The following is a 25453-nucleotide window of genomic DNA, read 5'->3' on the forward strand; positions in this document are numbered from 1 at the left end:
ACTCCGATGAGCTCAGAACCGGCCGACGGGCCGGCCAGCTTCGACGATGACGACTGTCCGGCCTTCACCATGGGCCGGGCCGCCGAGATGCTCGGAACCACGCCGGGTTTCCTCCGGAGCCTGGGCGAGGCAAAACTGATCGACCCGCAGCGCTCCGACGGTGGTCATCGCCGCTACTCGCGTTACCAGCTGCGCCTCGCGGCCAGGGCGCGCGAACTCGTCGACCAGGGCACCACGCTCGAGGCGGCCTGTCGAATCATCATCTTGGAAGATCAGCTCGCAGACGCCCTGCGGATCAATGAACAAATGCGAGACCAGGGTTAGGCACCACGGCATCGGCTGGGCTCGGCGACCGGGGTGCACCACCACAACCGCGCATCCCGCTTGGAGACCGAGATGTCCCTGACAGAGCCCGCCGAAGTGTTCGACGCGGGCAGGTTCGCGCAGTTCGCGCTGGAGTTGCACGACGCTGCCGGGGTGGACGAGACCCTGGAGGCCGTGGTGCAGTTCGCGTTACATGCCGCCGACTGCACTCATGCGGGTGTCGCGCTCATCGCCCGCGGTGGCCGCGCGGAGGTCGGGGCTGTCACCGACCCGGTCGTCGAGACGTTGTACCGGTTCCAGATCGACGCCGGCGAGGGTCCACTGCTGACCGCGTTGTCCGGCCGGACGGTCACTGTTCACGATGTCGCGGCCGATGACCGCTGGCCGTGCTGGCAACCCGCCGCCGTGAACGCCGGAATCGGAAGCGCACTCCATGTCCCAATGAAGGTCAACGGCCAGACCACCGGGGTCCTGTCGCTGTACCACGCAGAGCCGAACGCATTCACCGTCGACGACGAGGCAATCGCCCACATCCTGGCCCGGCACGCCTCGGTCGCGGTGGCCACCGCCCGCCATGAAGTAGACCTGGCCCAGGCCGTGGATGCCCGCAAGCTGGTCGGACAGGCGATGGGCATCCTGATGGAACGCTTCGACCTGGACGGCGATCAGGCCTTCGCTGTCCTGCGGCGCTACTCCCAGGACACCAACACCAAACTGCGCGACGTCGCCCAGCAGCTGATCGAGACCCGCAAACTCCCCCGCTGAGTCGATCCGTCAGCTCGCGAGGTCCTGTCTGCGGTAGTGGTACGAGTTGTGTTCGGCGATGGTGCCGTCGGGGTTCGTGACGATGTGGTCGACGCCGTACCACTGGGCCACCGTCGCGCCTCGGCTGACCTGTCGTTGTTTTCCACCGCCGGTGGAAAACGGCTTTGTGCTGCCGTACCACCGGGTCTTCCAGATGCCGTTCTCGCAGTAGGTTTCGACGTCGCCAACGGCCATCGCCCTCACCTCTCTTTCGACGCGCAGCCGTCGCCTCAACACGCTCTTTCTGAGATATCATGTCATCGATTCGATGACAAGACTGTTCGTCATCGAATCGCTGACAGCGCCGAGGGTTGAGCGGGCTTCGGCCGGGATACCGGGTCGGCATCCGACCCAGGAGGCGACGATGAGTTTCGACCGGCCCAATCCTGATGACAAGCACAAGACCGTCAGCGACACCGAGCTCAACGAGGCGTTGGAGAACGACGAGCTCGAGAAAGGCGGCCTGGATTTCGACAAGGTCGAGCACGACGAAGGGCAACGGTCCCGCGGCCCGGAGCCGACCGATGACGGACGCCGTGCTCCTCAGGACGAGGACGTAACAACCGGCACAGAGGGCCGCCCCGTCGAGCCCCCGGACTGATCCCCAACGCTTCCCGCGCTCAGGACTCCCAGTGCGATCTGGTACTGGCCGGCGCCGTACGCAGTCTTGAGAAGCAGGTTGCGGAGCGGGAAGTCATGACCCGCGAGTCCAGCGCCGATCATCGCGTCCGAGGCCAGGAACAAAGCTCCGCCCAGGCCCGCCCGGCCGCCGTACCACCACGACGTCACCGCGGTCGCCGTGAGCATGATCGCGTAGGCCGTCACCGGACCGCGGTAAACGCCGAGCCCGGGCCACAACGCAACCATCGACGCCAGATACACGACTCCGTAGGCCGCGAGCACCTGCCATGATCTCCGCCGCGCTCCGTGGCTGAACAGCGCCACGTAGCAGGCATGGGCGGCCGCGTACATCGCCATCCCGGGCAGCACGAAGTTGAGCTCCATCAGGAGATCACCGGCTGCGGACGCGAACAGCGCGGCAACGAGCAGCGGTGGACCGTCGCACGAGCGCACCCACCATGCGAGCGCCGGCATGAGAGTTGCCTTTGACAACAGTCGCAGTACGGCGGAATCGAAGGCCACGGCCGCAAGATGAATCACCGCGCTGGCCCAGTACCCGTTCGTCCAGCACCGGCCCCGATCGAGATAGGCGATGCTCACACCGGCCCGGTACCCGGTGAGAAACGATGGTTGTCAGCCGCAGCGGCGTACTGAAGATGTGGCCGCGTTCCACTTGGTCAGCAGGTGGTCGGCCGAGAGATCGTCCAGTGTCAGAGCGCAACGGGCGCCGAACAGTACGTCGCCGATCGCGTCGGGATGTTCCTGCACGTAGCTGCCGCACAGGTCGTGCGCGGCGATCTGCTCGTGGACGGCGTCGGCCTCGACGTGCTCGGTGAAGTAGCGGGCCTGGTCCTCCGAGGCACCGAGACGCACGGCTCCGGTCGCGTACTGCCGGTTGGGAAGTGTGGAGGTCATCTCGAGCGCCGCCAAGTGACCGAGGAGTGCGGCAGTCCACCGAGAATGCAGTGCGAACAGCGACATCACGTTCGACACCGCCAGCGTGACGGCGGGTACGTCGGGAACGTAGCGACCGTACGCGTCGTCGAGGCCCAGCCAGCGCATCGTCGTACGAAACAGCTCCGAATGCATCCGCTCGCGCCGGCCACCGCCGTACTCGTCGGCCTCGATCTCGACCAGCGCGGCCTTGGCGGCACCGTCCAGGCGCGGGATACCGAAGCTGTGCGGGTCGGCCTCCTTGAGTTGGTACACGGACCGGTTCAGCACGAACTCCCGGAACTGCTCGCGTGTCGCATGCCGACGCAGGTACGGCGCCAGTCGCGGACCGTCGGCGGCGTCGATCAGCGTCCGTAGCTGCGTCGCGACAGGTTGCTTGCTCGCAGTGACGCGGCAGTTGGCTTCCAGCCACTCGCTCCACGGCCGCTCCAGGCTGGATCGGAAGGCGACGATGTGCGGATCCCATTGGCGTTCGGGCTCTACGTCGTCGAAGCCGCGGTAATACAACTCGTAGGCGATCCAGAGCGCGACCTGGAGGTCGTCATCGGCGTACGGACACGTGGTCGCGCCGACCTCGACGGATCGGGGCGGCGCATCGGATTGTCTGAGACTCGTCGTCAGCCAGGTGCTGAGCGGCCCCCGTGGTGGTGGTAGCTGCATGCTGGTTCGGTACCCGCGGGTTCTTCGTAGAACCGCTCATCGGTGGGTACCGCGACCGCATGACCGAGATCCGTGCGTACCCCGACGGTCCGCTGCTCGTCCGCGGCGAGTTCGACCTCCTGGACGAGAACGGCGATCCGATACCAGCCGGCCGCCGTACGATCGCGCTGTGCCGCTGCGGGCGCAGCGGCATCCCCCCGTTCTGCGACGGCACCCACACCCTGCCAATCACCCGCCCGCCGAAGCAACCGCCCACGTGACCGGTCGCGCACTGTCCGTTCGCGGTCCCGGAATATCTCCGAAACGGTCCGGGCACCTGGCAGGTATGGATCACGACGAGAGCCCCGTTCTGGACGCGCTCGCGGAGTACCACGACCGCGGATACCTCGACTTCGCTCCGCCTGGACACAAACAGGGCCTCGGCGCGGACGACGCCGTACGCCGGGTGCTCGGACCGGAGGTTTTCCACTCCGACGTGCTCGCCACTGGCGCTCTCGACGATCGCCGATCGAGCAACCGGGTCCTGGAGCGCGCGCAGGAACTCATGGCCGACGCAGTCGGTGCACAGCAGGCGTTCTTCTCGACCTGTGGCAGCTCTCTTTCGGTGAAGAGCGCCATGATGGCCGTCGCCGCGCCCGGCGAAACCATGCTCGTCGGCCGCGACGCCCACAAGTCCGTGATCGCCGGCCTGACGCTGACAGGCATCCAGCCTGTATGGGTCCGGCCGCGATGGGATCGAGAGCTGCACCTGGCGCATCCGCCCAGTCCGGAGGCGTACGACGAGGCATTCGCCGAGCACCCGGAGGCGGTCGGCGCACTGGTCACCAGCCCGTCGCCGTACGGGACCTGCAGCGACCTGAAGTCCATCGCGCGGGTCTGCCATGACCATGGCAAACCTCTGATCGTGGACGAAGCCTGGGGCGCCCACCTGCCGTTCCACGACGACCTGCCGACGTGGGCGATGGATGCCGACGCCGATGTCTGCGTCGTGTCCGTGCACAAGATGGGCGCCGGGTTCGAGCAGGGCTCGGTCTTCCATCTGCAAGGTGACCTGATCGACCCGGTCCGGCTGAAGCAGAGCGCGGACCTGCTGTCCACGACGAGCCCGAACGTCCTGCTGTACGCCGCGATGGACGGATGGCGCCGGCAGATGGTCCGCGACGGTCGGGAACTGCTCGGCTCCGCGCTCCGCCTGGCTCACGCCGTACGTGCGTCGATCGACGAGCTGCCTGGGCTACGCGTCATCGAGAAACAACTCGTGGCCAAGGAAGCGTCACACGACCTCGACCGGCTGCAGATCATGATCGACACCCTCGACGCCGGTATCTCCGGCTACCAGGCCGCCGACTGGCTCCGCGAAGAACGGGCCGTGAACGTCGGCCTCTCCGACCATCGCCGCATCCTCGCCCAGCTCACGTTCGCCGACACCCCGGAACGGACCGACCGGTTGGTGTCTGCCCTCGGTGACCTGACCCGGACCTCGCTGCCCGCGCCGAGCAGCGTCGTACTCCCGGAGCCGCGGGACCTCGAGCTCGAACAGGTGATGCTCCCGCGGGAAGCCTTCTTCGCCGCCCAGGAGACCGTGCCGGTCGAGGAGGCTGCCGACCGGATCGCCGCCGAGCAGGTCACGCCGTACCCGCCGGGCATCCCCGTGATCCTCCCCGGCGAACGCATCTCGGCCGGCGTCATCGACTATCTCCGCTCCGGGAAGACAGCCACCATGGTCATCCCTGACGCAGCTGACCCGTCCCTGAAGAGCATTCGCGTGGTCGCCGATACATGATCGGGGGCTTGCGGGGCACCGGATGAACAGGTACTGAAACACCCGCGGGTTTATCAGCTGCCGAGGTCGCGCGCGTTGAAGGTAGCAGCGCGCGCGACCGCTCCAATCATCTCCAATCATCTCCAATCATCTCCGACCCAACCCACCACCAGCAAAGGGACAGCAGCGGTACCAGGGACTCAGGGCGATCGCCGTCGCCTGGGGCAGGACCGCACCGACGACGGGCCACACCTGGCTACTCCACCCTGCCGTCCGGCCGACGGGCCGGTGGGACCTGCATGACCTCGATGATGTCGACGCCGAGCATGTCCAAGTGGTTGAGGATGCCGGCCAGCGCCGCCTGGTCGGCCAGGAAGCCGTGCAGAACTGTCTGCGCCGGCTCCGCATCCGCAGCCAGTGAAGGGAACGCGTCGGTCAGTTCGCGCGACAGGTTGCCATTGACCCGGATGACGTAGTGGCCCATGGGAACGCCCCTTTCACGGCCCGGCGCCACGACTCTGCTGCGCCTGGCGCGTCGCCGACTCCCCCGGATCGGGGGATGGTCGCCGTGGTTCCGGACCGCAGGCTGGGTGACGTGGCCGAGTCCCCTCAACCGGTGCTGCCGACCGTCCCCCCGGCACCGCGAAGGATCCCGAAGCCGCTGGTACGCCTTGGCCGGGTGGTTCTCGTCGCGGTCGTGGCCTGGTTGCTGCTCCGGCTGCTCCGCGGCGTCGACTGGCATGAGGTCGGGCATGCCCTCACCCACCTGAGCCTCTGGCAGATCGCCGTACTCCTGGTCGCGATGCTGATCCGTCGCTCGGTACTTGCCGCTCCGATCGCGCTCTTCGTCGCCGGTCTGAGCTACCTGCGGGCGATGGTCAGCGATGTCGCCGCGGCGGCCGTCGCCACGATCGCCCCCTCTCCCGGCGACGTCGTGATCCGGCTCGCCATGTTGCGATCGTGGGGCATCGACAGTACGGACGCCGCGTCCGGACTGACCCTCGGGACCATCCTGTTCTACGTCGCCCGGCTGGGCGCACCCGTGATGGGTTTTGCCGTCTTCTGGGCGGGCCGCGAGTTCTACGCGCCCTTCGCCTGGTCCGCCTTGGTGTTCGGCGCAGGCGCCGCCGTACTCCTCGCCGGCACGCTCTATGCCTTGCGTGCCGAGCGGACCGCCGCGATGCTCGGACGCCTGCTGGGCCGGTTGATCCGCCGAGTACGCCCAGCGCGTCCAGGACCCGAGGTGTGGGAGCAGCGGCTGGTCTCGTTCCAGTCGCACAGTGCGCATCGGATGCAGCAGCGTGGCTGGCTCGCCGTACTCAGTCAACTGATCCTGATCGTCGTCGAGGCAGGCGTTCTCGTGCTCTGTCTGGCTTTCGTCGGCGTCCAGGTCGACGGCCCGGTCCTCCTGATCCTGTTCTGCAGCTTCCTGGTCATCTATCCGCTGACCGGTCTGCCACTGATGGGCGCGGGAATTCTGGATGCGACGTACGCCGCCTTCGTCTCGAACCACAGTGCGGTCGAGGCGACGGATCTCGTGGCGGGGCTGCTGGTCTGGCGAGTCGCCGTCCAGTTCGTGCCGGTCGCCGTGGGCCTGCTCGCGATCCTCTGGTGGCGACGCTCCAGCAGCGGCATCACCCGGATCGGGTGAGACGCGGTGATCTACCGGAAGCGGGCTCTGGCACTGGCGCTGTCCGCCATGATCACCGTGGCGATCCTCTGGCACCCTGATCACGCCGTCGCCGCGGAGGAACCGCAAGACACCGCCGCACGGATGTTGGCCGAACGGTACTCGCCCGTGGTCAGGCTCCAGGAGGACTCGGCCGACTGCGCGAACGGCGAGCAGTTCCAGCCCACCGATGTCGAAGCTGTCCTGGGCGACCAGCAGGTCGCATTTCGCGGCCCGTGGCGACCGCCGGACCTGGTGAAGGCCCAGCCGAAGGCCAGCGACCTCGGCCTCGTGTTCCCGGGGCACTTCCTGGACTTTCCCGGCGATCCTCTTCGGCCGGGCTGCGACTATGCCGAGTGGTCCGCGCGTATCAACGCCGCGCATCCGGCGACCGTCTACGCACATGTCGCCGCAGATCCCGGGTTCCCCGGGCAGCTCTCGCTCGAATACTGGTTCTTCTACGTCTTCAACGACTACAACAACACCCACGAAGGCGACTGGGAGTCGATCCGGCTCGTGTTCGACGCGGCGACGCCTTCCGCCGCACTGACGACACACCCGACGGCGGTGGGCTTCAGCCAGCACGGCGGAGCGGAACGTGCCCGGTGGGGCGACGCGAAGCTCGAGCTCGTCGACGGGACGCATCCGGTCGTCTATCCCGCGGCAGGCTCACACGCCAACAAGTACGGCCGGCGCCTGTATCTCGGCCGCGGTTCGGAGGGCCTGGGGTGCGACGACACCACCAGGCCACAGGCCGCGATCCGGCCCCGCGTCGCCTACGTACCGATGGCCCGCACCGACTATCTGAAGCAGTATCCCTGGCTGGCCTTCGAGGGACGCTGGGGCGAACGGCAGCGGTCGTTCTTCGACGGTCCGACCGGACCGAACATGAAGACCTCCTGGACCGAGCCCATCCAGGACGCCGAGTCGACCTGGCGCGACGACAGCAACACGGTGCCGGCGGGCACCGTGCTGGGGCCGAGCGGTACCGGCGCCTTCTGTACGGCGATCGGCACCGGATCGATCCTGCTCCGCCAGACACTCGACCGGACCTGGTTGCTCGGCCTCCTGCTCGCCGCACTGGTGGTGCTGATCTGGTTCGCGGCGAGCCGTACACGCTGGAGCGACGCCGATCCCCTTCCGGCACGGAAGCGGCGGGCCTGGGGCCAGGCGATCGTTGCCGCGCTCCGCCTGTTCCGGCGCCGACCAGGCCTGTTCGCCGGCTTCGCCACGGCCTTCGCAGTGCTCGGCCTGGTGACCGTGCTGTTGGCCAGACTGCAAACAGCCAGGCACGACGCGCCCGCCGATCTCGGCGCTCCGACCGACGATGCGACCGGTTTCTGGGCCTCGCTGGTCGCGTTGGGGGTCACGATCCTGACCATGGCGACGTACGTCGCTCTGCTCGCGGCCGTCACGGCGACGCTCGACCAACTGGATCGAGGTGTCCCGGCGACGACCGACGCCGCGCTGCGCCGGGTGGTTGCCGACCGGCGACCGCTGACCCGCGCCGCCGGGCAGTACGTCCTGGTGATCACCGTCCTCACGATCTTCGTCGCGACGATCCCCGTCGCCATCTACTACGCGGTGAGTCGGGCTTTTGCCATACCAGCCGTCCTGGCCGAGCAGTGCTCCGGCCGTACGGCGCTCAGACGCAGCCGCGTGCTGGTGAAGGGACGGTGGTGGCGAACCGCCGTACCACTGGCGATCGTCGTCGGACTCGCGCTGGCGGCCGGGCCCGTCGCGGGGATCGCGATGCTGCTCGGCACGGACTGGCCGGCCACCTTGATCAATGTCGTGTCGTCGATCCTGTTCGCACTGGCGATGCCTGTCGCGTCCGCGGCCGTCGCGTACCTGTACTTCGACCGGGCGGTCGCCGCGCATTCACCCGGATCGGGTGAGCTGCCGCCCGTACCCCGAACCTACGCTCGATAGGATGAAGGGAGTGTCGAGCACGACATGCCACCGGAATCTCAAGCCCCGCCCGGTCACAGCCGCCTGCTGTGGATGGTGATCGCGGAGGGCGTGATCGTGGCCGCGCTGGTCATCGCGCTCGTGGTCGTGACCGTCCGGCGCCGCGACAGTGCCGCGGTCGCGTCGTCATCCGTCGACGCGGCGGACCCCGGTACGGCGATGTGCGCCGCGATCCCGGTCGCGAACCAGGTCCTGCCGTCGGTCGTCACGATCTCGGCTCGCCGAGGCGCCCAAGCCGGGACAGGTTCCGGGCAGATCTTCAAAGCAGGCGGGTACATCCTGACCAACGACCACGTCATCTCGGTCGCCGCAGGCGGTGGCACCGTCTCCGTCCAGTACAGCGACGGTCAGAGCTCGGACGCCGCGATCGTGGGTCGTGATCCGAGCACCGACCTGGCCGTGCTCAAGGCCGCCGACGGCGCGAAGGACTACCCGCTGATCTCCATGGGGTCGTCAGGACCGCTGCAGGTCGGCCAGCCGGTGGTGGCGCTCGGCGCTCCGCTCGGGCTGTCCAGCACCGTCACCTCCGGCATCGTCAGCGCGCTGGACCGCTACGTGCCGGTGCCGGGCGACGGGGTGACTCACCATCTCATCGGCGCGATCCAGACGGATGCGGCCATCAACCCCGGCAACAGCGGAGGCGCCCTGGTGGACTGCGCCGGGCGTCTGGTCGGCGTCAACGCCGCCATCGCCACGGTCCCGGATGCGGCCGGTACCAGTGGCGGCGGAAGTGTCGGCCTCGGCTTCGCGATCCCGGTCGACCTGGCGAAACCGATCGCCGACCAGCTGATCCGAACCGGGCAACCCGGCCACCCGACGACCGGCCTCCAGGTCCAGGAGATACCACCCGCGGTGGCCAAGGCCGCGGGATCCCCGACCGGGCTCTTCGTGCTCGCGGTCGACACCGGCGGCCCAGCCGCGAAGGCCGGGCTGAAGGCCGGGGACATCATCACCAGGATCGACGGCGACCCAGCCGTCAGCGCTGAGCAGATCGTCGTCGCGACGTTGACCCGTCAGGCCGGAGACGCCCTCGATCTCACCTACGAGCGGGCCGGCAAGTCCGCCACCACCACCCTCACGCTCGCCGCTCCGTAGCGCTCAGCCCGCGGGTGGGACCGGCTGCGAGGCGAGCAGGTCCAGGCCGAGTCGACGGGCCAGGAACTGCGCCGCGAGTTGCCCTGTGACACTGTTGCCCGCCTGGTCCAGCCGCGGCCCGAAGGTTCCCAGCGCGCCCTTACCGGGTGAGACCGTCACGATGCCGCCACCGATGCCGCTCTTACCGGGAACCCCGACGTCGAGCAGCCAGTCCCCCGACGTCTCGTACAGTCCGGCGATCGTCATCACCGCCAGCGTCACCCGAGCGACATCGGAGTCGACCACGCGTTGCCGGGTCGTCGGGCACACGCCGCCGTCCGCCAGCGTCGCGCCCATCGCCGCGAGGTCCGCCGCGGTGACCGACAGGCAGCTCTGTCTGGTGTACAGCTCGGTCGCCTCGGCGGGATCCCCGGCCAGACCGTCGACACTGCGCAACAGCGCGGCGAGCGCCCGGTTCCGGTGGTTCGTCGCCAGAGCCGACGCCAGTACGTCCTCGTCCATCACGAGCTCGCGCCCTGCGAACCGCGACAGACCGTCGACGAGGAACTGCCAGCGGTCCTCCACGGAGCCACCCGGCGTCAGGCTGGTTGTCGCGATCGCACCGGCGTTCACCATGGGATTCGTGCGGCCGGCCGCGGACTGCTCGACCGCCTTCACCGAGTTGAACGGCAGTCCGGTCGCGTTCACACCGACGAGCTTGCGTACGGCGTCGACACCGACCGCGTCGCAGACCAGCGCGAACACGAACGGCTTGGCGACACTCATGACGGTGAACGGCCGGCGCGACTCACCCGCCTCGAACAGCCGGCCGTCGGTGGCCGCGACACAGACTCCGAACGCGGTCGGATCAACCCGGGCCAAGGCGGGATAGACATCACTCACCGTGCCGTCGCCGACCGTACGGAATCGCTCGTACGCCGATTGGACCAGCTCGGCGATCGTCACAGGCGCGGGCAGGCCGCCCGTCGATATGTACCGACCCGGAGCCGCCATGTCAGAACGACCAGACCGACGGGATCAAGATGATTGCCGTGAGCAACCACCAGGCCATGATCGGCAGTCCCAGCTTCCAGTAGTCGGAGAAGCGATAGCCCGCCGGGCTCATGATCATCATGTTCGCCGGCGTCGAGATCGGCGTCAGCAGCGAGGCCGCACCCGCGACCGCGATCAGCATCAGCACCGGCTTGACCGACGTACCGGTGCCATGGGCCGCCGCCACCGCGATCGGCGCGACGATCAGCACTGTCGCCGTGTTGCTGACCACCTGGCCGAGCACGGCGGTCAGGACGAAGAGCGCGAGCAGCAAGAGATACGGACGACCGGGACCGACCACGTCAATGACCAGGTCGGCGATCCGGTCGGCGCCGCCGCTGGACTGGATCGCCGCCGACAACGGGATCAGGGCCCCGATCAGTACGACGATCTGCCACGAGATCGCGCGATAGGCCTGGGCCGGACGGACGACCCTGGCCAGCACCATCGCCGTAGCGGCAAGCAGACCGGCCATCGCCGGCGGCACGAGGCCCGTCGCGAGCAGCACCACCATCGCGGCCAGGATCGCGACAGCCACCGACGCCTTCGCACCCCACGGCACGGCCTGGCGCCGGACGAGTTCGGGCGAGTCCACCAGCAGCACGTCCCGGTCGCGGGTGAGCTCGTCCAGCGCAGACCACGCACCGTGCACCAGCAGCGCGTCTCCCGGAGCCAGCTGGGTCGGCTTGTTGCCGCGGTCCTTGCCCATCCGCTGCACTGCGACGATGACCAGGTCCGGTCCGCGGTGCATCCCGGGAAAGACCGTCTCACCGACCAATGACGACCTCGGTGGGATCACCGCCTCGACCACCCCTGCCTCGCGATTCATCAGCTCGTCGAGCGGTGCCGGCGCCATGCTGACTGCGAGCCGCGAGTCGACGGTCAGGTGGCTGACCTGGTCCTTCGGGCCGGCCACGACCAGCACGTCGTCGACCGCGAGCGCAGCGTCGACGCGGTACTGACCCTCTCCGTTCTGGACGCCGACAATCGCGACCCCGGGGTACGGCGTCAGGTCGAGATCGCGCACGCCGCGGCCGAGGAACGGCGACAGTTCGCGGACACGGAGCCGGTAGAAGCCGTCAGCCCGGGCGTAGTGAAGATCGAGTGTCTCCGCGTGCAGGGCGAGGTCCACCGTCGGATGGGCGGGTCGTGCCGCCGGCAGCAGACGGGGACCGAGCAGGACCGAGATGGCTATCGTCCCGACCACCAGCGGCACTCCGACCACCGCGAACGAGAAGAACGGGAACGCGCCCTCGCCGGCATCGGCGGCCGCCTCCGACACGATGATGTTGACGGGCGTGCCGGTCAGCATCAGGAGTGCGCCCGCGCTCCCTGCGAACGTCAGCGGCATCAGCATCCGCGACGGCGGCTGGCCGATCCGGATCGCGAGCATGACCACGAGTGGCAGCAGCGCGGCGACCGCACCGTTGAGGGTGATCAGGGCCGACAGCACCGCGCACAGAGCGGTCACGGCGATCAACAACCGGGTCCGCGTGGTCCCGGCGTACCTCACGATCGTCTGCCCGGCCCAGGCGGTGACGCCGGTCGAGTCGATGCCTTCGCTCACCACGAACAGCGTCGCGATGAAGATCACCACCGGGTCGCCGAATCCCGCGAGTACCTCGGTGAACCCGAGCACACCGGTCGCCCACAACGCCAGCGCCGTGAGTACTGCGACCACCTCGACGGGCAGCCGGTTCCACACGAACACGGCGACGGTGAGCCCGAGGATGATCAGGCTCAGCGTTCCGTCGTCCATGACCGCTGCCTAACGGTGCACCGGGGCGTCCGGACCCCAGGGAATCCCGATGGCGTACCACGCGACGTAGAACAGCGTCCACGTCACCAGAACGATGCCGGTGTAGGGCAGCATCATCGACACCACGGTGCCGATCCCCGCCTTCTTCCGGTACCGCTGGCACACGAGCACGATGAACGGCAGGTAGACCATCAGCGGGGTGATCACGTTGGCCGGCCCGTCGCCGACGCGGTACGCCGCGATCACGGTCTGCGGCGCGATGCCGAGACGGTAGAACAGCGGCACGAAGATCGGCGCCAGGATCGCCCACTTCGGGATCACGCCCGGCATGATCAGGTCGATGACGAAGACGAGCAGGATGAAACCGATCAGCAACGGCAGGGCGCCGATGTCGGCCCGCTCCAGCAGGTCGGCCAGCCCGGTCGCCGCCAGTGTCGAGATGTTCGTGTAGTTGAAGTAGGCAATGAACTGGGCGATCAGCAGCATCAGGAAGATCAGTCCGCCGAGGCCGTTGAAGGTCTTCACGATCGCGTTGATGACGTTCGTGCTGCCGGTCAGTGACTTCGCGCCGCGGCCGTACCCGAGACCGGCCGCGAGGAACAGCATCGAGATGATGAAGAGCAGGCTGCTCATGAACGGCGACGACCCGAAGATCTCACCGGTGTCGGGGTTGCGCAGCGGCGCGCCGGGAATGAACGTCAGCGCCGACACGACGGCGACGGCTCCGAGCAGGTAGTACACCGACCACCGCAGCCCGCGCGACTCCAGCGCCATCTCCTCCTCGCTCGGCTGGTGATCGACCGGTGCGTCGGACGGCGCCTCGGCCGGGTCGTACTTGCCGAGCCTGGGCTCCAGCAACCGCTCGGTGATCACGGTCATCACCAGTGCGCAGAACAGCGTGGCGGCGATGCTGAAGAAGAAGTTGTGGGTGACGTTCAGGTGGACGTCGGGCGCGACCAGCGCCACCGTCTCGTTGGTCACCTCGGTGATGATGCCGTCCGCCGGCGTGATCAGGATGTTGACGAAGAACGCCGCGCTCACCCCGGCGTACGCCGCTGCGATGCCGGCCAGCGGATGCCGGCCGAGGGAGGCGAACGCGGCCGCGCCCAACGGGATCAGGACCAGGTAGCCGGCATCGGAGGCGACACTGGAGATACCGCCCAGCAGAACGATGATGAAGGTGATCAGGCCCTTGGGAGCAACCTTCACCATCTTGCGGATCAGGGCGGCGATCAAGCCGGCCTCCTCCGCGACCCCGACGCCGATCATCGCGACCAGGATGACGGCGACCACACCGAAGTCGTTGAAGTTCTGGACGGCGGTGGTGAAGATGAACCGGATCCCGTCACCGGTCAGCAGACTCTCTGCCGTGATGGTCTCGTGGTGGATCTTGAAGTCCGGTACGGCGGGCGCCGGAGGGGCATCGTTGCCCGGGACACTGCTCCCCTGCGGGTACTCGGGTGCGACCTGGACCGTCGCCGGTTCGGCGACCTCGGTGGTCACGCTGGTCCCGGCCCAGGACAAGATCTGGGACAGCACGATGACGATGAAGATCAGCGCGAGGAAGATCAACGCCGGGTGCGGAACCTTGTTCCCGGCGCGCTCGATTCCGTCGAGGACCCGCTGCATCGCGCTCGGTTTCGCGTGCTTCTCCGCGGCCGCCTTCGCGTTCATGGCAACGACGCCGGACGGTTGAAGGCGAGGGCGAACTCGATCAGCAGCTTCGTGCCGGACCCGGTCGCGCCCTGGTTCCGCCACGTCCGGGGCTGTGGGAGTTGCGCCGTACCGGCGATGTCGACGTGCGCCCACGGACGGCCGTCCACGAACTCCTCGAGGAACAGCGCCGCGGTGATGGAGCCGGCGTTGACGCCGCCCATGTTCGTCAGGTCGGCGATCGGTGAGTCGAGCTGGGAGCGGTACGAACGGTGCAGGGGAAGCTCCCAGACCGGTTCGTCGACGGCGTCACCGGCACGCCGCAACTGCTCCACCACGCCTCGGTCGTTGCCCATCACACCGGCGATCTCGACGCCGAACGTCCGCAGGCAGGCACCGGTCAGCGTGGCGATGTCGACGATGGCGTCGACCGGCTCCTCGGTCGCCAGCGCCAGGGCGTCGGCCATCACGAGGCGCCCTTCCGCGTCGGTGTTCAGTACCTCGACCGTCGTACCGTTGCGCATCCTGAGCACGTCGCCGAGCTTCAGCGCCGACCCGGACGGCATGTTGTCGGTGCACATCAGGTAGCCGGTGACCGCCGCCGTACAGCCCAGAGCACGCAGCGCTGTCATCGACGCGAGGACCGTCGCGGCGCCGGTCATGTCGTTCTTCATCTGGGCGTGCGACTCGTCGCTCGGCTTCAGGCTGATACCGCCGGAGTCGTACATGATGCCCTTGCCGATCAGGGCGATCCGCCCGGTGGGCTCCTCCGGCTGGTAGCGGAGCCTGACCATCCGCGGCGGTTCGACGCTGCCGCGGTTGACTCCGAGGAGTCCGCCGCAGCCCAGCTCGATCAACTGGTCCTTGTCGAAAACCTCCACCTCCAGCCCGGCCGGCGGACCTACCTCGAGGGCGACCTCGGCCATCCGGACGGCCGACAGCGTGCTGGCCGGGCAGTTCGACAGATCGCGGCCGAGGCAGTACGCCTCCGCGATGACGCGGCCGCGCTGGACCCCCACGGCGACCTCGTCGGCCTGCTCGTCGGAGGCCACCACCAGCAAGGACTCGAGCAGCGGGCGATCGGCGTCCCGGCCGACGAAGTACCGCCAGCGTGCCAGCAGCACTCCCTCGGTCGCGGCCTGCGCATAGTCCGAGACGGAGATCCCGACGTCCCGGGATGGAACCTCGATCGCGAGCCGGCGGTGCCATGGGACGGCCCGGGCGAATTCGGCGGCCAGGTCACGGACGAGCGTGGTGTCGAGCTGATCCGGCGTACCAGTGCCCACGGCGACCCGGACCGGGCCGTCCGTAGTGGGCCGGACGAGCGTTTGGCCGCGTTGCGCGGTGAAGCCTGCCGACGCCAGACCGGCCGCGTCGGTTCCAAGCTCCTCGGCCGGCTCCGCGCCGGCCGACACCGGGACCGCGAGCGCATCCGCCTCTTCCATTGCCTGCTTCAGCGTTCCGACGCCGACCGAGGGGCGGTGCCGCGTCGAGGGAATCGGGTCGAAGTCGCCTGGGATTGTGTTCACGAGATCTCCTCGGGCCGGAGCCTCCGCTGTACCGCGGTCGCGCTGGAACGGTCGCCTTCGACCGCTGGGTCAGCTCTGCAGGGCTTGGACGAGCTCGTCCTCGCGCTCCTTCGTCAGATTCGTCTGGATGACCGTCGGTCCGAACGGTTTGAGCGCGTCGACGACCCGGTCCACGGTCGCCGAGCGGGCCAGCAGGAACACGGCGGCGTGGTCCTCCTGCAATTGCCGGCCGACATCCTTGATCAGCTGGTCGTTGATGCCGACATCCGTGAGCTTGCCGGCCAGCGCACCGCTGGCGGCGCCGACGGCGAACCCCGCGAGGGGATTGAGGAAGATGAGTCCGATCAGGGTGCCCCAGAGCGCACCACTGGTCGCTCCGGCTCCGGTCAGGTTCATCGTCTGCTGGATGCGCACCTTGCCCTTGGCATCCTTGTAGGCGATCGCTGCGTCTTCTCGCTGCAACAGCTCCTGCTTGGCCAGCTCCTCGGTCAGCTGGATGACACGCTCGGCGTCCTCGCGACTGTCGAGGCCGAGTACCACCAGATGGGTCATGCCGGACTCCTCCCTGAGGGCGCCACGACTTTCCGCGCCGGACGCCTATCCCATCAACCGGCGGTACGGTCGTCCTCCTCCGATTAGGGTGAGTCCGCCGGGCGAGCGGCGCGGGCCAGGAAGCCGGACAACGGCGCAGGGAGCTGTGCGGGGCGGTCGCCCCAGTCGTAGACGACCGCGGTGCCCGCGATCAGGTCGTGCAGGGCGCGATGTTCGCGGTGGAACAGGATCGGCAGGAAACCCAGCCCCGCCGGCAGCACGCTGACCGGGAACGCCAGCACCCGGAGCAAGGCCTGGCCGGGTCGGAGCGTGGCGCCGTCGGATCGCACGACGCGCAGTCCGACGAGGCTCTGCCCCGGGGTCCGGGCCACGATCGCGAGAAAGCCGAACGCGTAACAGAACGCGAGGACTCCGAGCCCGATCGTCGACGGCGGCCGCCGTACGGACAGGCCCCAGAAGGCGGTGGTGAGCAGGTCGAGTCCGGCCAGGCCGATCGTGAACGACGAGACGACGACGAGAACGTCGAGCACGGTCGCCACGGCTCTGCTCACGGCGCCTGCGTAGTGACCGGTGACCGTCAGGCGTCGTTCCATGCCTGCTCCGGGTCTGCGAGCAGCCGTGGCGCGATCGGCTGCGGGCCACGTCGGAGCAGCCGCACGACGAGCATGTCCATTACGGCGTCGAGCCCGGCCAACTGCCGGCGGACAACGTCGAGCACCGATCCGGCCAGCCGCGCCTGACTCTCGACCACGATCCCGGGCAGGCCGGAGCGCCGTACCAGCCGCTCGACGTCGATGCGCTCCGCCAACGCGTCCAGGTCGACGCGCTCCAGCAACCGTTCGAGATCCACACGGTCGACCAGCCGGTCGATCTCGATGCGGTCGAGCAGCCGGTCGAGGTCCACCCGGTCGAGGACGCGGTTGACGTCGATGCGGTCCACCAAGGCGTCGACGTCGATGTGGGACAGGATCAGGTCCGGTTGGACGGTCTCGACGACCCGGCCCGTGACCTTGCCGGCGAGCCGCCCCAGCACCGCGGTCGGGCGGTTCATCGGGCCGTTCCGGTCCCAGAGCTACCGTGATGCATCCTGTCCCCCACCGTCCGGCGCGCCTGCCGACCACCTTCGTTCGCGCCTCACCCGCGGTGGATCACCCGCCCCGGGTGAGCCCCTCACCTGATCCGGGGGATTAGACCAGGCCGACGTCGCGGGCGACTCGGAGGGCTGCGGATCGCTTCTCCACGCCGAGTTTGCGGTAGAGCGCCATCAGGTGGGTCTTGACGGTGTTCTCGGTGATGTACAAGGCCTGGGCGATCTCGCTGTACGAGTTGCCGAGCGCGAGCTGATCGAGCACGTCCGCCTCGCGCGCCGTCAACCGGATCCGTGCACCGTTGACCGTCGCGTCGAGACGACGCGGCGGCGACATGTGCGCATCCGGCCTGGTCCGAGCCAGCAATGTCCGCTGAGCGATGTCACTCCCGGCCGCCAGGTACGCCGAGAGTTGCTCGAGCGCTGCGGCGGCGAAAGGTTGTGGGTTCGGTCCGGCGAGATGACTGCGCAACAGATCGAGGAACACCGGTTCGGCCCCGGCCGGGACAAGCGCATGCAGATTTCGCTGCGGAGTCACCCGGTTCAAGGTGTCGACCAGGGAGGCCTCCGCGGCCGGCCGATCGCCCAGGCGACCCAGCAGGACCGTTCGGAACGACGCCGCCGCGGCCGCGACCGGAGGATGCGGGTTCAGCCCCTCGAGGACCCGATCGATCAGCCTCACGGTGGCTCGCGGATCGCCCTGGCCCAGCGACAGCAAGGCCCGGATCAGCTCGGCCTCGGTGGCGTTCCCGCTCCGGTCGAGCTCCCGGACCTGCAGGTCGACGCCGGCCTGGTCGCCGATCAGAATCGCCAGCCGAAAACGCAACAGCGCGAGATCGCGCGACAGGAACGACGGCAGCGGTCCAGCTGCCGCAGGATCCCTGGTGAGCTCGGTGGACGCGTCGTCGAGACGGCCGGCCTCGATCAGGAGCACCGACCGCAGCATCGAACGCAACGCCGTGACCACGGTGTCGGAGTCGGCCAGGTCGGTCTCGACCACACGCTCGTACCAGGACCACGCACGGGCGAGGTCGAGCTGGTTGAGAGCTGCGAACCCGAGTACGAGCTGGGCTCGCACGGCATAGACCTGCGGTAGCCGGTCGTCGACGACGTCGAGAGCAGCCTGCGCCGATTGAGCCGCGTTCTGCATCTGGCCCCGCACGTGCTGCACGATCGCCCGATGCGCCAGCCCGCCCGCGACCAGGCCCGGATGGCCGGCCATGCGGGCCGTGACGAGCGCCTCGTCCAGATGGGCGAGCGCGGCGTCGAGATCATCCGCCCAGGTCTCCGCGGCAGCGAGCTCGATGAGCAACCACGCCAGCCGCTCCGGCGCCAGCACGGTGTGCCGGCTGTCGCCGTCGGCCGAATCCGGTGCCAGCAGGTTCCGGGCCCGGTCGATCGCGGCATGCACGTCGTACCAGCCGTACCGCGATTCCCACAGTCGCAGCAGTACGGCGTCCGCAGCGAGCGCATCGTCGTCCGGTGTCACCGGATTCATCGCACCGGCAAGATCGTCGGCCGACGCGGTGTCCATGACCGCACCGGCGACATCCCCGGAGACGCGCCGGAGCAGACCGCGGACACCGATCAGGTGTGGGTGGTCGGCCAGATATCCGTCGGGGAGAGCGTCGAAGCCGGCCGTGACGAGGTCGAGCTCCCCCGCGGCGAGGATCTCCGGCCCGTGTCCGAGCACGATCCGGGCGACGAACTCCGGATCCGCGGCGCCCAGTGCGCTCCGCAGCGCGGTGGCGCCGTCACCGCGATTCTCGTAGTACAGCGCCGACCGCCGCTGTGCGGCGACAACGAGCCGCGCGTCGTCCGCGCTGGCCGCGGCCCGCCGCCGGAGCAACTCGACGAGCAGCGGGTGGTACCGGTACAGCGGCTCGCCGCCGGGATCGGCGACGTACGCCGTCACCAGCAGCCCGTTGCCGGCGAGCTCCGCGAGCATCGCGCCGGCATCCGGGTCACCGCTGAGCATCACGGCCTGCGGCCCGGTCACAGAGCCGGGCCCGAAGGTGCTCAGCAGCATCGCCTGCACCCGGTCGCCGAGGGTGCTGAGGCTCTCGCCGAGGAGGAGATCGAGAACCGGTCGCTGATTCGCGGGCGGCCACACGGCGACCCCGGATGCGGCGAACGCCCGCGCCGCGAGAACCAGCGCGGCCGCCCAGCCCGCGGTGTGGGTCTGGAACAACTCGATGTCTTCCCCGGTGGCCTCGCTGGCGTGGGCCTGCACCAGCGCGGTGGCCTCGGCGTCGGTGAAGCGCAGATCCCGCGACCGCAATGTCAGTGCCATCCCCCGCAGCTCGAGCTCGGACACCGGCAGCGGAAGGTCGTACCGCGTGGCGAGGACGAGCCGGACGGCGTGCGGCGACTTCCGCAGTACCTGCAGGACATCGGCCACCATCGCCGCCGGCAGCAGATGAGCGTCGTCGACGACGATCGGATCCGGCAGGCTCGGCACGTCACCACCGATGACGTGCTGAAGGGATTCGGTCAACGCGCCGGGCGACTGCCCCGACACCCACATCACGGGCTCGCCGGATCGTCGTCGCCGAGCCACCCAGTCCGACAGCAGCACCGTCTTACCGGTACCGGCCGGAGCGACCAGCATCGTCAGCGGTGCCCGTACGCCGAGGTCGAGAGCGGAATGCAAGCGCTCGCGGGTCACGAGCGTCAGCGGCGGCCACGGAATTCCGCCGCTGGCCGCAACCCGGAAGTCGTCGTGCTCCTGCTCGGGCGTCGGGCTGCTGCTCCCCATCGTCGCCCCTCCCCTGGCCGACGTGTCCTGGTCTCCACACACTCCCGCTGATTCGTCCCCAAAGAATCGAGACTAACCGGTTCACGCCAGATTGGGCAGCCTCACCCGCGCTTCAAACCTTCGTTCGGTTACGGCCGATGCGCGGCACTTTCGCGCCGATCCATACCGCGACAACGACCAGGAGGCCGATTCCGACGAGCCAGCCCCAGAGGCCTTCGGACACAGGCCCGAGCCTGCCGAGCGGGAAGCCACCAGGGTCGTCGGACTGTTGCAGAGCAACCAGGTAGGCGATGATCGCGCGCTTGTCCTCCGGGCGGAGCACCTGGTCCGAGAAGACCGGCATCTGCTGCGGTCCGGTCAGCATCGCCTGGTACATGTTTCTGGGCGTGGTCTGCATCAGCGACGGCGCATAGCCGCCGTTCGGCAGTGCGCCACCGCGACCGGCGAAGTTGTGACAGGCCGTGCAGTTCGTCCGGAACAGTTCGCCGCCCCGAACGATCTCGGCCTGCGTCGCGTTGCTGACGTCGTACGCCTCCTGCGCGGGTACCGCGGGTCCTGGTGCGAGGGAGGCGATGTACGCCGCCAGCGCCGCGATCTCGTCGGTGGTGTACACCGGAGGCTTCCGCGGCACCTGGGCGCCGGTCTGTGCGGCCGGCATCCGTCCCGTGCTCACCTGGAAGTCGACCGCGGCCGCCCCGACACCGATCAGGGACGGGCCGGTGACGCGACCTTCGCCGTTGGTCCCACCCTCGGCATGCAACCCGTGGCAGCTCGAGCACCCGACCGCGAACAGCCGTCGTCCTTCGTCGATCTGCTGAGACTGCGGACCGTCCGCGCCCTGGGCCCCGTTCGGCATCAGGGCGCGGTACGCCGATCCGACGATCACGAGCGCTGCGCCGACGACCAGGGCCTTGGCGAACCCGCCACGCCGCACCAGTCGCGGGACACCGCGCATCTCCACACCTCCCGGGCCGGGGCTGCCGCTGACCAGCAGACACGACCCGGCGCGCGCCGGCATCACCCGAATCGGGCGATCCGGCGCACCGCGGTACCGGTCAGCAGGTACTGGTCAGCGGGTGTCGCGTTTGGCCTGGCGGCGGGCGCCGGCGGCCCGGGTGGATGCGTCCTTCTTCAGCCCGCCCGTGGTCTTGGTCGCGCGAGGACGCCTGCTGACTGCGGGCGCGGCCGCCGCATCGCGGCTCGACGCTGCCCGTCCGGCGTCCGGCCCCGGCGCCACCTCGACTCGCGCCCGCGCCGATCGCGCCGCTTCGATCCGCTCGCTGCGCAGCTCCGACGACGCGCGGCTGGCCGCGGTTGCGACCTGCCGGCTCACCCGCGCCAGCACGGACTCGAACAGCTCTGCCTTGTCACGATCCCGCTGGTTCCTCGGATACGACACGCCCCGGCCACCCACCTCCGCCACAGCCGCGCCGGCCGCCCGCCGGTAGTTCTTCACATACTTCGTCCGAGCCCGCCGCACCCGCTGATGCAACTCCAGCAACTCGTCCTCGTCGAGGCCCTTCAACACGTCCCGCTCGGTCTCGGCCACGAGCAGCCGCTCGGCCTCACTCAACGAATTCAGCAATCCTCTGTCCATCAGAAGCACTCCCGACGCCTGCGGCTACGACTTCCCCTTCCCTAGACCGTGCAGCAAATCCCCGCGAAACAACAGGTCTGACCGCCGCCTGAGCAGGTTGTGCGGCGGAAGGCCCGCTTGCCAGAGCCGCTGGCTTACTGATACACCGTATCTATTAACGGATACCTGCTCACTTGGCGGGGAGACTTATGGCGATACCGTGTATCGGTTTGAGCGGCGTGGAGGTGGCGGGCCCGGGCACCGCCGGGCTGCAGCAGTTCGGGCACGACACCTGGTGGCTGGTGCTGCTGAAGGCAGCGGTGATCTTCGTGATCCTGATGCTGTTGACGCTCTTCAACATCTGGGCCGAGCGCCGCCTGGTCGCCCGGATGCAGCAACGGATCGGCCCCAAGGTCAACGGTCCGTTCGGCCTGCTGCAGTCGCTGGCCGACGGCATGAAGCTGATCCTGAAGGAGGACCTCATCCCGAAGACGGCCGACAAGCTGGTCTTCGTGTGCGCGCCGGCGATCGTGGCCGTTCCCGCGTTCGTCACCTGGTCGGTGATCCCGTTCGGGCCGACGGTGAAGCTGCCGTGGAGCGACACCGTCACGCCGCTGCAGCTGACCGACCTGCCGGTCGCGGTGATCTTCGTGCTCTCGATGGCCTCGGTCGGCATCTACGGCGTCGTGCTGGGCGGCTGGTCGTCCGGGTCGACGTACTCGCTGCTCGGCGGTCTGCGGTCGAGCGCCCAGATGATCTCCTACGAGGTCTCGATGGGCCTCTCGTTCGTCGCGGTCTTCCTGTACGCAGGTTCGATGTCGACGTCGCAGATCGTCGAGGCGCAGGACAAGATCTGGTACGGCGTGATCCTCGCACCGTCGTTCGTCATCTACCTCATCTCGATGATCGGCGAGACCAACCGGGCACCGTTCGACCTGCCCGAGGCCGAGGGTGAGCTGGTCGGCGGGTTCCACACCGAGTACTCCTCGGCGAAGTTCATGCTGTTCTTCCTCGCCGAGTACGTGAACATGGCCACCGTGTCGGCTTTGGCGACCACGCTGTTCCTCGGCGGCTGGCATGCCCCCTGGCCGATCAACGTGATCTGGGACGGTGCAAACGACGGCTTCTGGCCCGTCCTGTGGTTCATGGGCAAGGTGATGTTCTTCATCTTCGTCTTCGTCTGGCTGCGCGGGACGCTGCCGCGACTGCGCTACGACCAGTTCATGCACTTCGGCTGGAAGCGGCTGATGCCGTCGGCGTTGCTGTGGATCCTGGTGGTCGCCACGATCCGCGCGGTCGAGCTCAACGGCGGCATCGACCGGCAATGGCTGTTCGGGGCGCTCGGGCTCTGCCTGGTCGCGATCGTTACGCTGTCGTTCGTGGCCGAGAAGAAGCAGTCCGACGCCGCCACGCAGCAGGAGGCAGCCACGTTCGACGCCTTCGCCGGCGGCTACCCCGTGCCCCCACCACGTCGCACCGATGGCTGAGGCGAAGGGCCCGGTCTGGGCCCGCAACGACCGCGAGCCTCGTCGCAGGACACTGAGCCGCGAGTCGATCGTCTACGCCGCGATCGCGCTCGCCGACCGCGACGGGCTGGACGCCGTCTCGATCCGGAGCGTCGCGTCGTGGCTCGACGTACGGCCGATGAGCCTGTACGGACACGTGTCGAGCAAGGACGACCTGCTCGACCTGATGTTCGACCAGATCGCCGGGCAGAACGTTCTCGGTGACCAGCTCCCGCAGCACTGGCGAACCGCGCTCGAGGCCATCGCGCGGCGCACCAGAGACCAAGGACTGGCGCACCCGTGGACCATCGAGTTGATGACCGATCGCATCCAGCTGGGACCGAACACGCTCCGGGTCCTCGACGAATGGATGCGGGCCGTCGCGCCACTGTCCGTTTCCACCGAAGCCGCATGGACCATCGTGACAGCCGTCAACGACTACACGGTCGGCTACGTCATCCGGGTCGTGGCGCAGCGACGCGCCGTACCGTCGGACGCACGCGCCGCCGGCGAATGGACGGCGACCGTCAACAGCTACCTCACCGAACGCGCCGACAGCGGCGACCACCCCCACATCGCGCCACTCCTGCGCCACGGCTTCGCCACGCAGCCGGACAGCTTCGAAGCAGGCCTGTCATGGATCCTCGACAGCATCGAGCAGTCGCACGCCGGCCCTACCTCCGCCGGCGCGGCCGGACGGTGAGATATCCCAGTGCCGCGCACAGCGCGACCGTTCGTACGGCGTGTGCGATCTGCCACCGATCGCGTAGGCTCGCCCAGTCCGCCGGTGGATCCTGTGCTGTCCATCCCTGCTGTTCCAGGTTGATCGGACCGTTGACCACCACTGTGACGACGACCGCGACCAGGATCAGGACCAGAGCGATGAGCGTCGGCCGCAGCAGCGCCCTGTCCGTCTTGTACGCCTGAACGACGAGCGTCACAACGGCGATCAGCGTTGCCGCGAAGATCGCGCCGATGAACCAGGTGAAGTACTCGTACTCCGCCTGGCGCACAGCGACGTACTGCGGCCCGTCGAGCGACCGAAGCGCAAGCTCGAGCACGAGCACCGTGGCTGCCACCCCGACAAGGATTCCGCAGCACATCCGGCTTGCGACCCGAGCGATCCTGGTAACCGCTCCTGTCCGCATCGCCGCTCTCCTTCGCCTCGACATCAGTCCTTGACTTGACGTCTGGACCGGTCGATGTGTGACACGCTCAGCGGCAACTCAGTTTGTACTCGTGGGAGGACTCGGTGGAATTCGGGTGCTCGACGACCAGGGTCTCCTTGAAGCTGAACGCACCGGATGTCGCGGCGGGATCGACGGTGGTTTCGACCACTTTCGTGGCAGCTGAGGCGAACTCGACGGTGACCGGCTTCGAGTCCGTCGTCAGCTTGGACTCCCAGTGGTACGTCACGGTCGCGGCGTCGTCGGTCGTGATCCTCGCCTGCACGGTGATGGGTCGAGTGCAGTCGACCGCTGTCGACTCGAGCTCCACGAGATCGACTTCGGTCACCGGTCCGCCACGTCCGCGGAGCAGCAGAGCCCAAACGGCTGCCGAGACAGCGATGGCCACGACGACGACCAGGACAAGGTTCCGACTGACTATCGGGGACGGTCTGGCGGCCACGGCCACCGGTTCGGGCGTTTCCGTTCCTGGATCGACGAGGTGAGCGGGCGTGGTCGAGAGCACCAGCTCGGGGATCGACCGCAGGACGAACGGCCGGGAGATCTCCCGCTCGAACGCCGACTCGGCGGCCAGGAAGCGCCGGTAGGTCGCGACCGCCTCCGCTCGTGCGGCGGCGAGGTCGGCGTCGTCCACCTCGCCGATCGAGCCGCCTCGCAGCACGAACCCGTACAACAGCTCCAACGGCCGGCCGAACTGGTCGGTCGCCGGCCCGGACAACCATCCGATATCGCCGGCCCCGAGCCGTTCACTTCGAGACACGAGTACGACGTCACCCGCCACCAGCCCGTGGACCGGGGTGATCGCCACGCCGGACTCGCCACCGGTGGCCTGGTCGAGTACGCCGTACTCGTTGCTCTCAGCAAGAAAATCCGGGACGAGCAGCGGCTGGTACCCCTGCTGCCGGCCACGGGCGACCAGGAACGTCCAGCCGTACGGCGGTGAATCGGGCACCGT

26 protein-coding genes are annotated in these 25453 nt (G+C 68.5%); 10 read left to right on the top strand and 16 right to left on the bottom strand.

Annotated elements, in window-relative coordinates:
• The first annotated feature begins 6 nt into the window (after window positions 1–6).
• Together EV137_RS34900 and EV137_RS34905 are read left to right on the top strand one after the other, a co-directional pair.
• A complete protein-coding gene (locus tag EV137_RS34900; RefSeq protein WP_134132365.1) occupies window positions 7–324 on the top strand; it encodes a MerR family transcriptional regulator in 318 nt (105 codons plus the stop codon).
• 72 nt (window positions 325–396) lie between these two features.
• On the top strand, window positions 397–1089 hold the full coding sequence (locus EV137_RS34905; RefSeq protein WP_134132366.1) for a GAF and ANTAR domain-containing protein: 693 nt from the start codon (window positions 397–399) through the stop codon (window positions 1087–1089).
• Between the two features lie 9 nt (window positions 1090–1098).
• Here EV137_RS34905 and EV137_RS34910 read toward each other — a convergent pair whose 3' ends face one another.
• Complete coding sequence (locus tag EV137_RS34910; RefSeq protein WP_134132367.1) at window positions 1099–1323, bottom strand: DUF2188 domain-containing protein; 225 nt, start codon at window positions 1321–1323, stop codon at window positions 1099–1101.
• Between the two features lie 169 nt (window positions 1324–1492).
• Between EV137_RS34910 and EV137_RS34915 the strand changes: the two genes are divergently transcribed.
• Complete coding sequence (locus tag EV137_RS34915) at window positions 1493–1729, top strand: hypothetical protein (RefSeq protein WP_134132369.1); 237 nt, start codon at window positions 1493–1495, stop codon at window positions 1727–1729.
• Here EV137_RS34915 and EV137_RS34920 read toward each other — a convergent pair.
• Both EV137_RS34920 and EV137_RS34925 read right to left on the bottom strand, forming a co-directional pair.
• A complete protein-coding gene (locus EV137_RS34920) occupies window positions 1672–2349 on the bottom strand; it encodes a lysoplasmalogenase (protein ID WP_134132370.1) in 678 nt (225 codons plus the stop codon). The genes EV137_RS34915 and EV137_RS34920 overlap by 58 nt on opposite strands.
• A 33-nt stretch (window positions 2350–2382) precedes the next feature.
• Window positions 2383–3363, bottom strand: coding sequence for an iron-containing redox enzyme family protein (locus EV137_RS34925; RefSeq protein ID WP_134132372.1), 981 nt, complete (start codon window positions 3361–3363; stop codon window positions 2383–2385).
• A 59-nt stretch (window positions 3364–3422) separates the two neighbouring features.
• Between EV137_RS34925 and EV137_RS34930 the strand changes: the two genes are divergently transcribed.
• Together EV137_RS34930 and EV137_RS41880 are read left to right on the top strand one after the other, a co-directional pair.
• Window positions 3423–3623, top strand: a complete 201-nt coding sequence (locus EV137_RS34930) for a CDGSH iron-sulfur domain-containing protein (RefSeq protein WP_134132374.1) — start codon at window positions 3423–3425, stop codon at window positions 3621–3623.
• 65 nt (window positions 3624–3688) lie between these two features.
• On the top strand, window positions 3689–5146 hold the full coding sequence (locus tag EV137_RS41880) for an aminotransferase class I/II-fold pyridoxal phosphate-dependent enzyme (RefSeq protein ID WP_134132376.1): 1458 nt from the start codon (window positions 3689–3691) through the stop codon (window positions 5144–5146).
• Window positions 5147–5381: 235 nt separating this feature from the next.
• Here the strand turns inward: EV137_RS41880 and EV137_RS34940 are convergent, their stop codons facing one another.
• Window positions 5382–5609: a DUF8691 family protein gene (locus tag EV137_RS34940; RefSeq protein WP_134132378.1), complete on the bottom strand. Its 228-nt coding sequence runs from the start codon at window positions 5607–5609 to the stop codon at window positions 5382–5384.
• A 111-nt stretch (window positions 5610–5720) separates the two neighbouring features.
• On the opposite strand from EV137_RS34940, the gene EV137_RS34945 reads away from it, so the two are divergent.
• Genes EV137_RS34945 through EV137_RS34955 form a run of 3 tightly spaced genes read left to right on the top strand, consistent with a single transcriptional unit; the run spans window position 5721 to window position 9860 of the window.
• Window positions 5721–6776, top strand: a complete 1056-nt coding sequence (locus EV137_RS34945; protein ID WP_166680099.1) for a lysylphosphatidylglycerol synthase domain-containing protein — start codon at window positions 5721–5723, stop codon at window positions 6774–6776.
• Window positions 6777–6782: 6 nt separating this feature from the next.
• Window positions 6783–8726 (top strand): hypothetical protein, encoded by a 1944-nt coding sequence (locus EV137_RS34950; protein ID WP_134132382.1) that lies wholly within the window; start codon window positions 6783–6785, stop codon window positions 8724–8726.
• 24 nt (window positions 8727–8750) lie between these two features.
• The gene (locus EV137_RS34955; RefSeq protein ID WP_202871279.1) at window positions 8751–9860 is read left to right on the top strand and encodes a S1C family serine protease; all 1110 of its coding nucleotides are present in this window, start codon (window positions 8751–8753) and stop codon (window positions 9858–9860) included.
• Window positions 9861–9863: 3 nt separating this feature from the next.
• On the opposite strand, the gene glsA is transcribed toward EV137_RS34955, so the two are convergent.
• From glsA to EV137_RS35005, 10 genes are all read right to left on the bottom strand, one after another.
• Window positions 9864–10853: a glutaminase A gene (gene glsA, locus EV137_RS34960; RefSeq protein ID WP_134132384.1), complete on the bottom strand. Its 990-nt coding sequence runs from the start codon at window positions 10851–10853 to the stop codon at window positions 9864–9866.
• A 1-nt stretch (window position 10854) separates the two neighbouring features.
• Window positions 10855–12651, bottom strand: a complete 1797-nt coding sequence (locus EV137_RS34965; RefSeq protein WP_134132385.1) for an SLC13 family permease — start codon at window positions 12649–12651, stop codon at window positions 10855–10857.
• A gap of 9 nt (window positions 12652–12660) precedes the next feature.
• Window positions 12661–14325 (bottom strand): AbgT family transporter, encoded by a 1665-nt coding sequence (locus EV137_RS34970; protein WP_134013155.1) that lies wholly within the window; start codon window positions 14323–14325, stop codon window positions 12661–12663.
• Window positions 14322–15833 carry a leucyl aminopeptidase family protein gene (locus EV137_RS34975; protein WP_202871280.1) on the bottom strand — a complete coding sequence of 504 codons (1512 nt, stop codon included), beginning with the start codon at window positions 15831–15833 and terminating at the stop codon, window positions 14322–14324. Before EV137_RS34975 ends, EV137_RS34970 begins: the two co-directional genes overlap by 4 nt.
• Window positions 15834–15902: 69 nt before the next feature.
• On the bottom strand, window positions 15903–16385 hold the full coding sequence (locus EV137_RS34980) for a DUF1269 domain-containing protein (RefSeq protein WP_134013153.1): 483 nt from the start codon (window positions 16383–16385) through the stop codon (window positions 15903–15905).
• Between the two features lie 83 nt (window positions 16386–16468).
• The gene (locus EV137_RS34985; protein WP_134013151.1) at window positions 16469–16978 is read right to left on the bottom strand and encodes an RDD family protein; all 510 of its coding nucleotides are present in this window, start codon (window positions 16976–16978) and stop codon (window positions 16469–16471) included.
• A complete protein-coding gene (locus tag EV137_RS34990; RefSeq protein WP_134013149.1) occupies window positions 16963–17436 on the bottom strand; it encodes a hypothetical protein in 474 nt (157 codons plus the stop codon). The genes EV137_RS34985 and EV137_RS34990 overlap by 16 nt, the downstream gene beginning before the upstream one ends.
• Window positions 17437–17572: 136 nt before the next feature.
• Window positions 17573–20230, bottom strand: a complete 2658-nt coding sequence (locus tag EV137_RS34995; RefSeq protein ID WP_134013147.1) for a helix-turn-helix transcriptional regulator — start codon at window positions 20228–20230, stop codon at window positions 17573–17575.
• Between the two features lie 112 nt (window positions 20231–20342).
• Window positions 20343–21185: a cytochrome bc1 complex diheme cytochrome c subunit gene (qcrC, locus tag EV137_RS35000; RefSeq protein WP_134132386.1), complete on the bottom strand. Its 843-nt coding sequence runs from the start codon at window positions 21183–21185 to the stop codon at window positions 20343–20345.
• A 114-nt stretch (window positions 21186–21299) separates the two neighbouring features.
• Window positions 21300–21827, bottom strand: coding sequence for a hypothetical protein (locus tag EV137_RS35005; RefSeq protein ID WP_134132388.1), 528 nt, complete (start codon window positions 21825–21827; stop codon window positions 21300–21302).
• A 209-nt stretch (window positions 21828–22036) separates the two neighbouring features.
• Here EV137_RS35005 and nuoH point away from each other — a divergent pair, with 209 nt between their 5' ends.
• Both nuoH and EV137_RS35015 read left to right on the top strand, forming a co-directional pair.
• Window positions 22037–23293, top strand: a complete 1257-nt coding sequence (gene nuoH, locus EV137_RS35010) for an NADH-quinone oxidoreductase subunit NuoH (RefSeq protein ID WP_238175765.1) — start codon at window positions 22037–22039, stop codon at window positions 23291–23293.
• Window positions 23286–24014, top strand: a complete 729-nt coding sequence (locus tag EV137_RS35015) for a TetR/AcrR family transcriptional regulator (RefSeq protein ID WP_134013139.1) — start codon at window positions 23286–23288, stop codon at window positions 24012–24014. The genes nuoH and EV137_RS35015 overlap by 8 nt, the downstream gene beginning before the upstream one ends.
• Here EV137_RS35015 and EV137_RS35020 read toward each other — a convergent pair.
• Together EV137_RS35020 and EV137_RS35025 are read right to left on the bottom strand one after the other, a co-directional pair.
• Window positions 23986–24390 (bottom strand): anthrone oxygenase family protein, encoded by a 405-nt coding sequence (locus EV137_RS35020; protein WP_202871281.1) that lies wholly within the window; start codon window positions 24388–24390, stop codon window positions 23986–23988. The two genes, EV137_RS35015 and EV137_RS35020, sit on opposite strands and share 29 nt — an antisense overlap.
• A gap of 136 nt (window positions 24391–24526) precedes the next feature.
• On the bottom strand, window positions 24527–25450 hold the full coding sequence (locus tag EV137_RS35025; RefSeq protein WP_134132390.1) for a hypothetical protein: 924 nt from the start codon (window positions 25448–25450) through the stop codon (window positions 24527–24529).
• Window positions 25451–25453: the final 3 nt, after the last annotated feature.

Source organism: Kribbella pratensis, from assembly GCF_004366075.1.
Lineage (GTDB): Bacteria > Actinomycetota > Actinomycetes > Propionibacteriales > Kribbellaceae > Kribbella > Kribbella pratensis.

Excerpts from the sequence above, each read along its gene's own strand:
- EV137_RS34900 (WP_134132365.1), top strand. The coding sequence starts at position 7 with ATGAGCTCAGAACCGGCCGACGGGCCGGCCAGCTTCGACGATGACGAC.
- EV137_RS34905 (WP_134132366.1), top strand. The coding sequence starts at position 397 with ATGTCCCTGACAGAGCCCGCCGAAGTGTTCGACGCGGGCAGGTTCGCG.
- EV137_RS34910 (WP_134132367.1), bottom strand. The coding sequence starts at position 1,323 with ATGGCCGTTGGCGACGTCGAAACCTACTGCGAGAACGGCATCTGGAAG.
- EV137_RS34915 (WP_134132369.1), top strand. The coding sequence starts at position 1,493 with ATGAGTTTCGACCGGCCCAATCCTGATGACAAGCACAAGACCGTCAGC.
- EV137_RS34925 (WP_134132372.1), bottom strand. The coding sequence starts at position 3,363 with ATGCAGCTACCACCACCACGGGGGCCGCTCAGCACCTGGCTGACGACG.
- EV137_RS34930 (WP_134132374.1), top strand. The coding sequence starts at position 3,423 with ATGACCGAGATCCGTGCGTACCCCGACGGTCCGCTGCTCGTCCGCGGC.
- EV137_RS41880 (WP_134132376.1), top strand. The coding sequence starts at position 3,689 with ATGGATCACGACGAGAGCCCCGTTCTGGACGCGCTCGCGGAGTACCAC.
- EV137_RS34940 (WP_134132378.1), bottom strand. The coding sequence starts at position 5,609 with ATGGGCCACTACGTCATCCGGGTCAATGGCAACCTGTCGCGCGAACTG.
- EV137_RS34955 (WP_202871279.1), top strand. The coding sequence starts at position 8,751 with ATGCCACCGGAATCTCAAGCCCCGCCCGGTCACAGCCGCCTGCTGTGG.
- glsA (WP_134132384.1), bottom strand. The coding sequence starts at position 10,853 with ATGGCGGCTCCGGGTCGGTACATATCGACGGGCGGCCTGCCCGCGCCT.
- EV137_RS34965 (WP_134132385.1), bottom strand. The coding sequence starts at position 12,651 with ATGGACGACGGAACGCTGAGCCTGATCATCCTCGGGCTCACCGTCGCC.
- EV137_RS34970 (WP_134013155.1), bottom strand. The coding sequence starts at position 14,325 with ATGAACGCGAAGGCGGCCGCGGAGAAGCACGCGAAACCGAGCGCGATG.
- EV137_RS34980 (WP_134013153.1), bottom strand. The coding sequence starts at position 16,385 with ATGACCCATCTGGTGGTACTCGGCCTCGACAGTCGCGAGGACGCCGAG.
- EV137_RS34985 (WP_134013151.1), bottom strand. The coding sequence starts at position 16,978 with ATGGAACGACGCCTGACGGTCACCGGTCACTACGCAGGCGCCGTGAGC.
- EV137_RS34990 (WP_134013149.1), bottom strand. The coding sequence starts at position 17,436 with ATGAACCGCCCGACCGCGGTGCTGGGGCGGCTCGCCGGCAAGGTCACG.
- EV137_RS34995 (WP_134013147.1), bottom strand. The coding sequence starts at position 20,230 with ATGGGGAGCAGCAGCCCGACGCCCGAGCAGGAGCACGACGACTTCCGG.
- qcrC (WP_134132386.1), bottom strand. The coding sequence starts at position 21,185 with ATGCGCGGTGTCCCGCGACTGGTGCGGCGTGGCGGGTTCGCCAAGGCC.
- EV137_RS35005 (WP_134132388.1), bottom strand. The coding sequence starts at position 21,827 with ATGGACAGAGGATTGCTGAATTCGTTGAGTGAGGCCGAGCGGCTGCTC.
- EV137_RS35015 (WP_134013139.1), top strand. The coding sequence starts at position 23,286 with ATGGCTGAGGCGAAGGGCCCGGTCTGGGCCCGCAACGACCGCGAGCCT.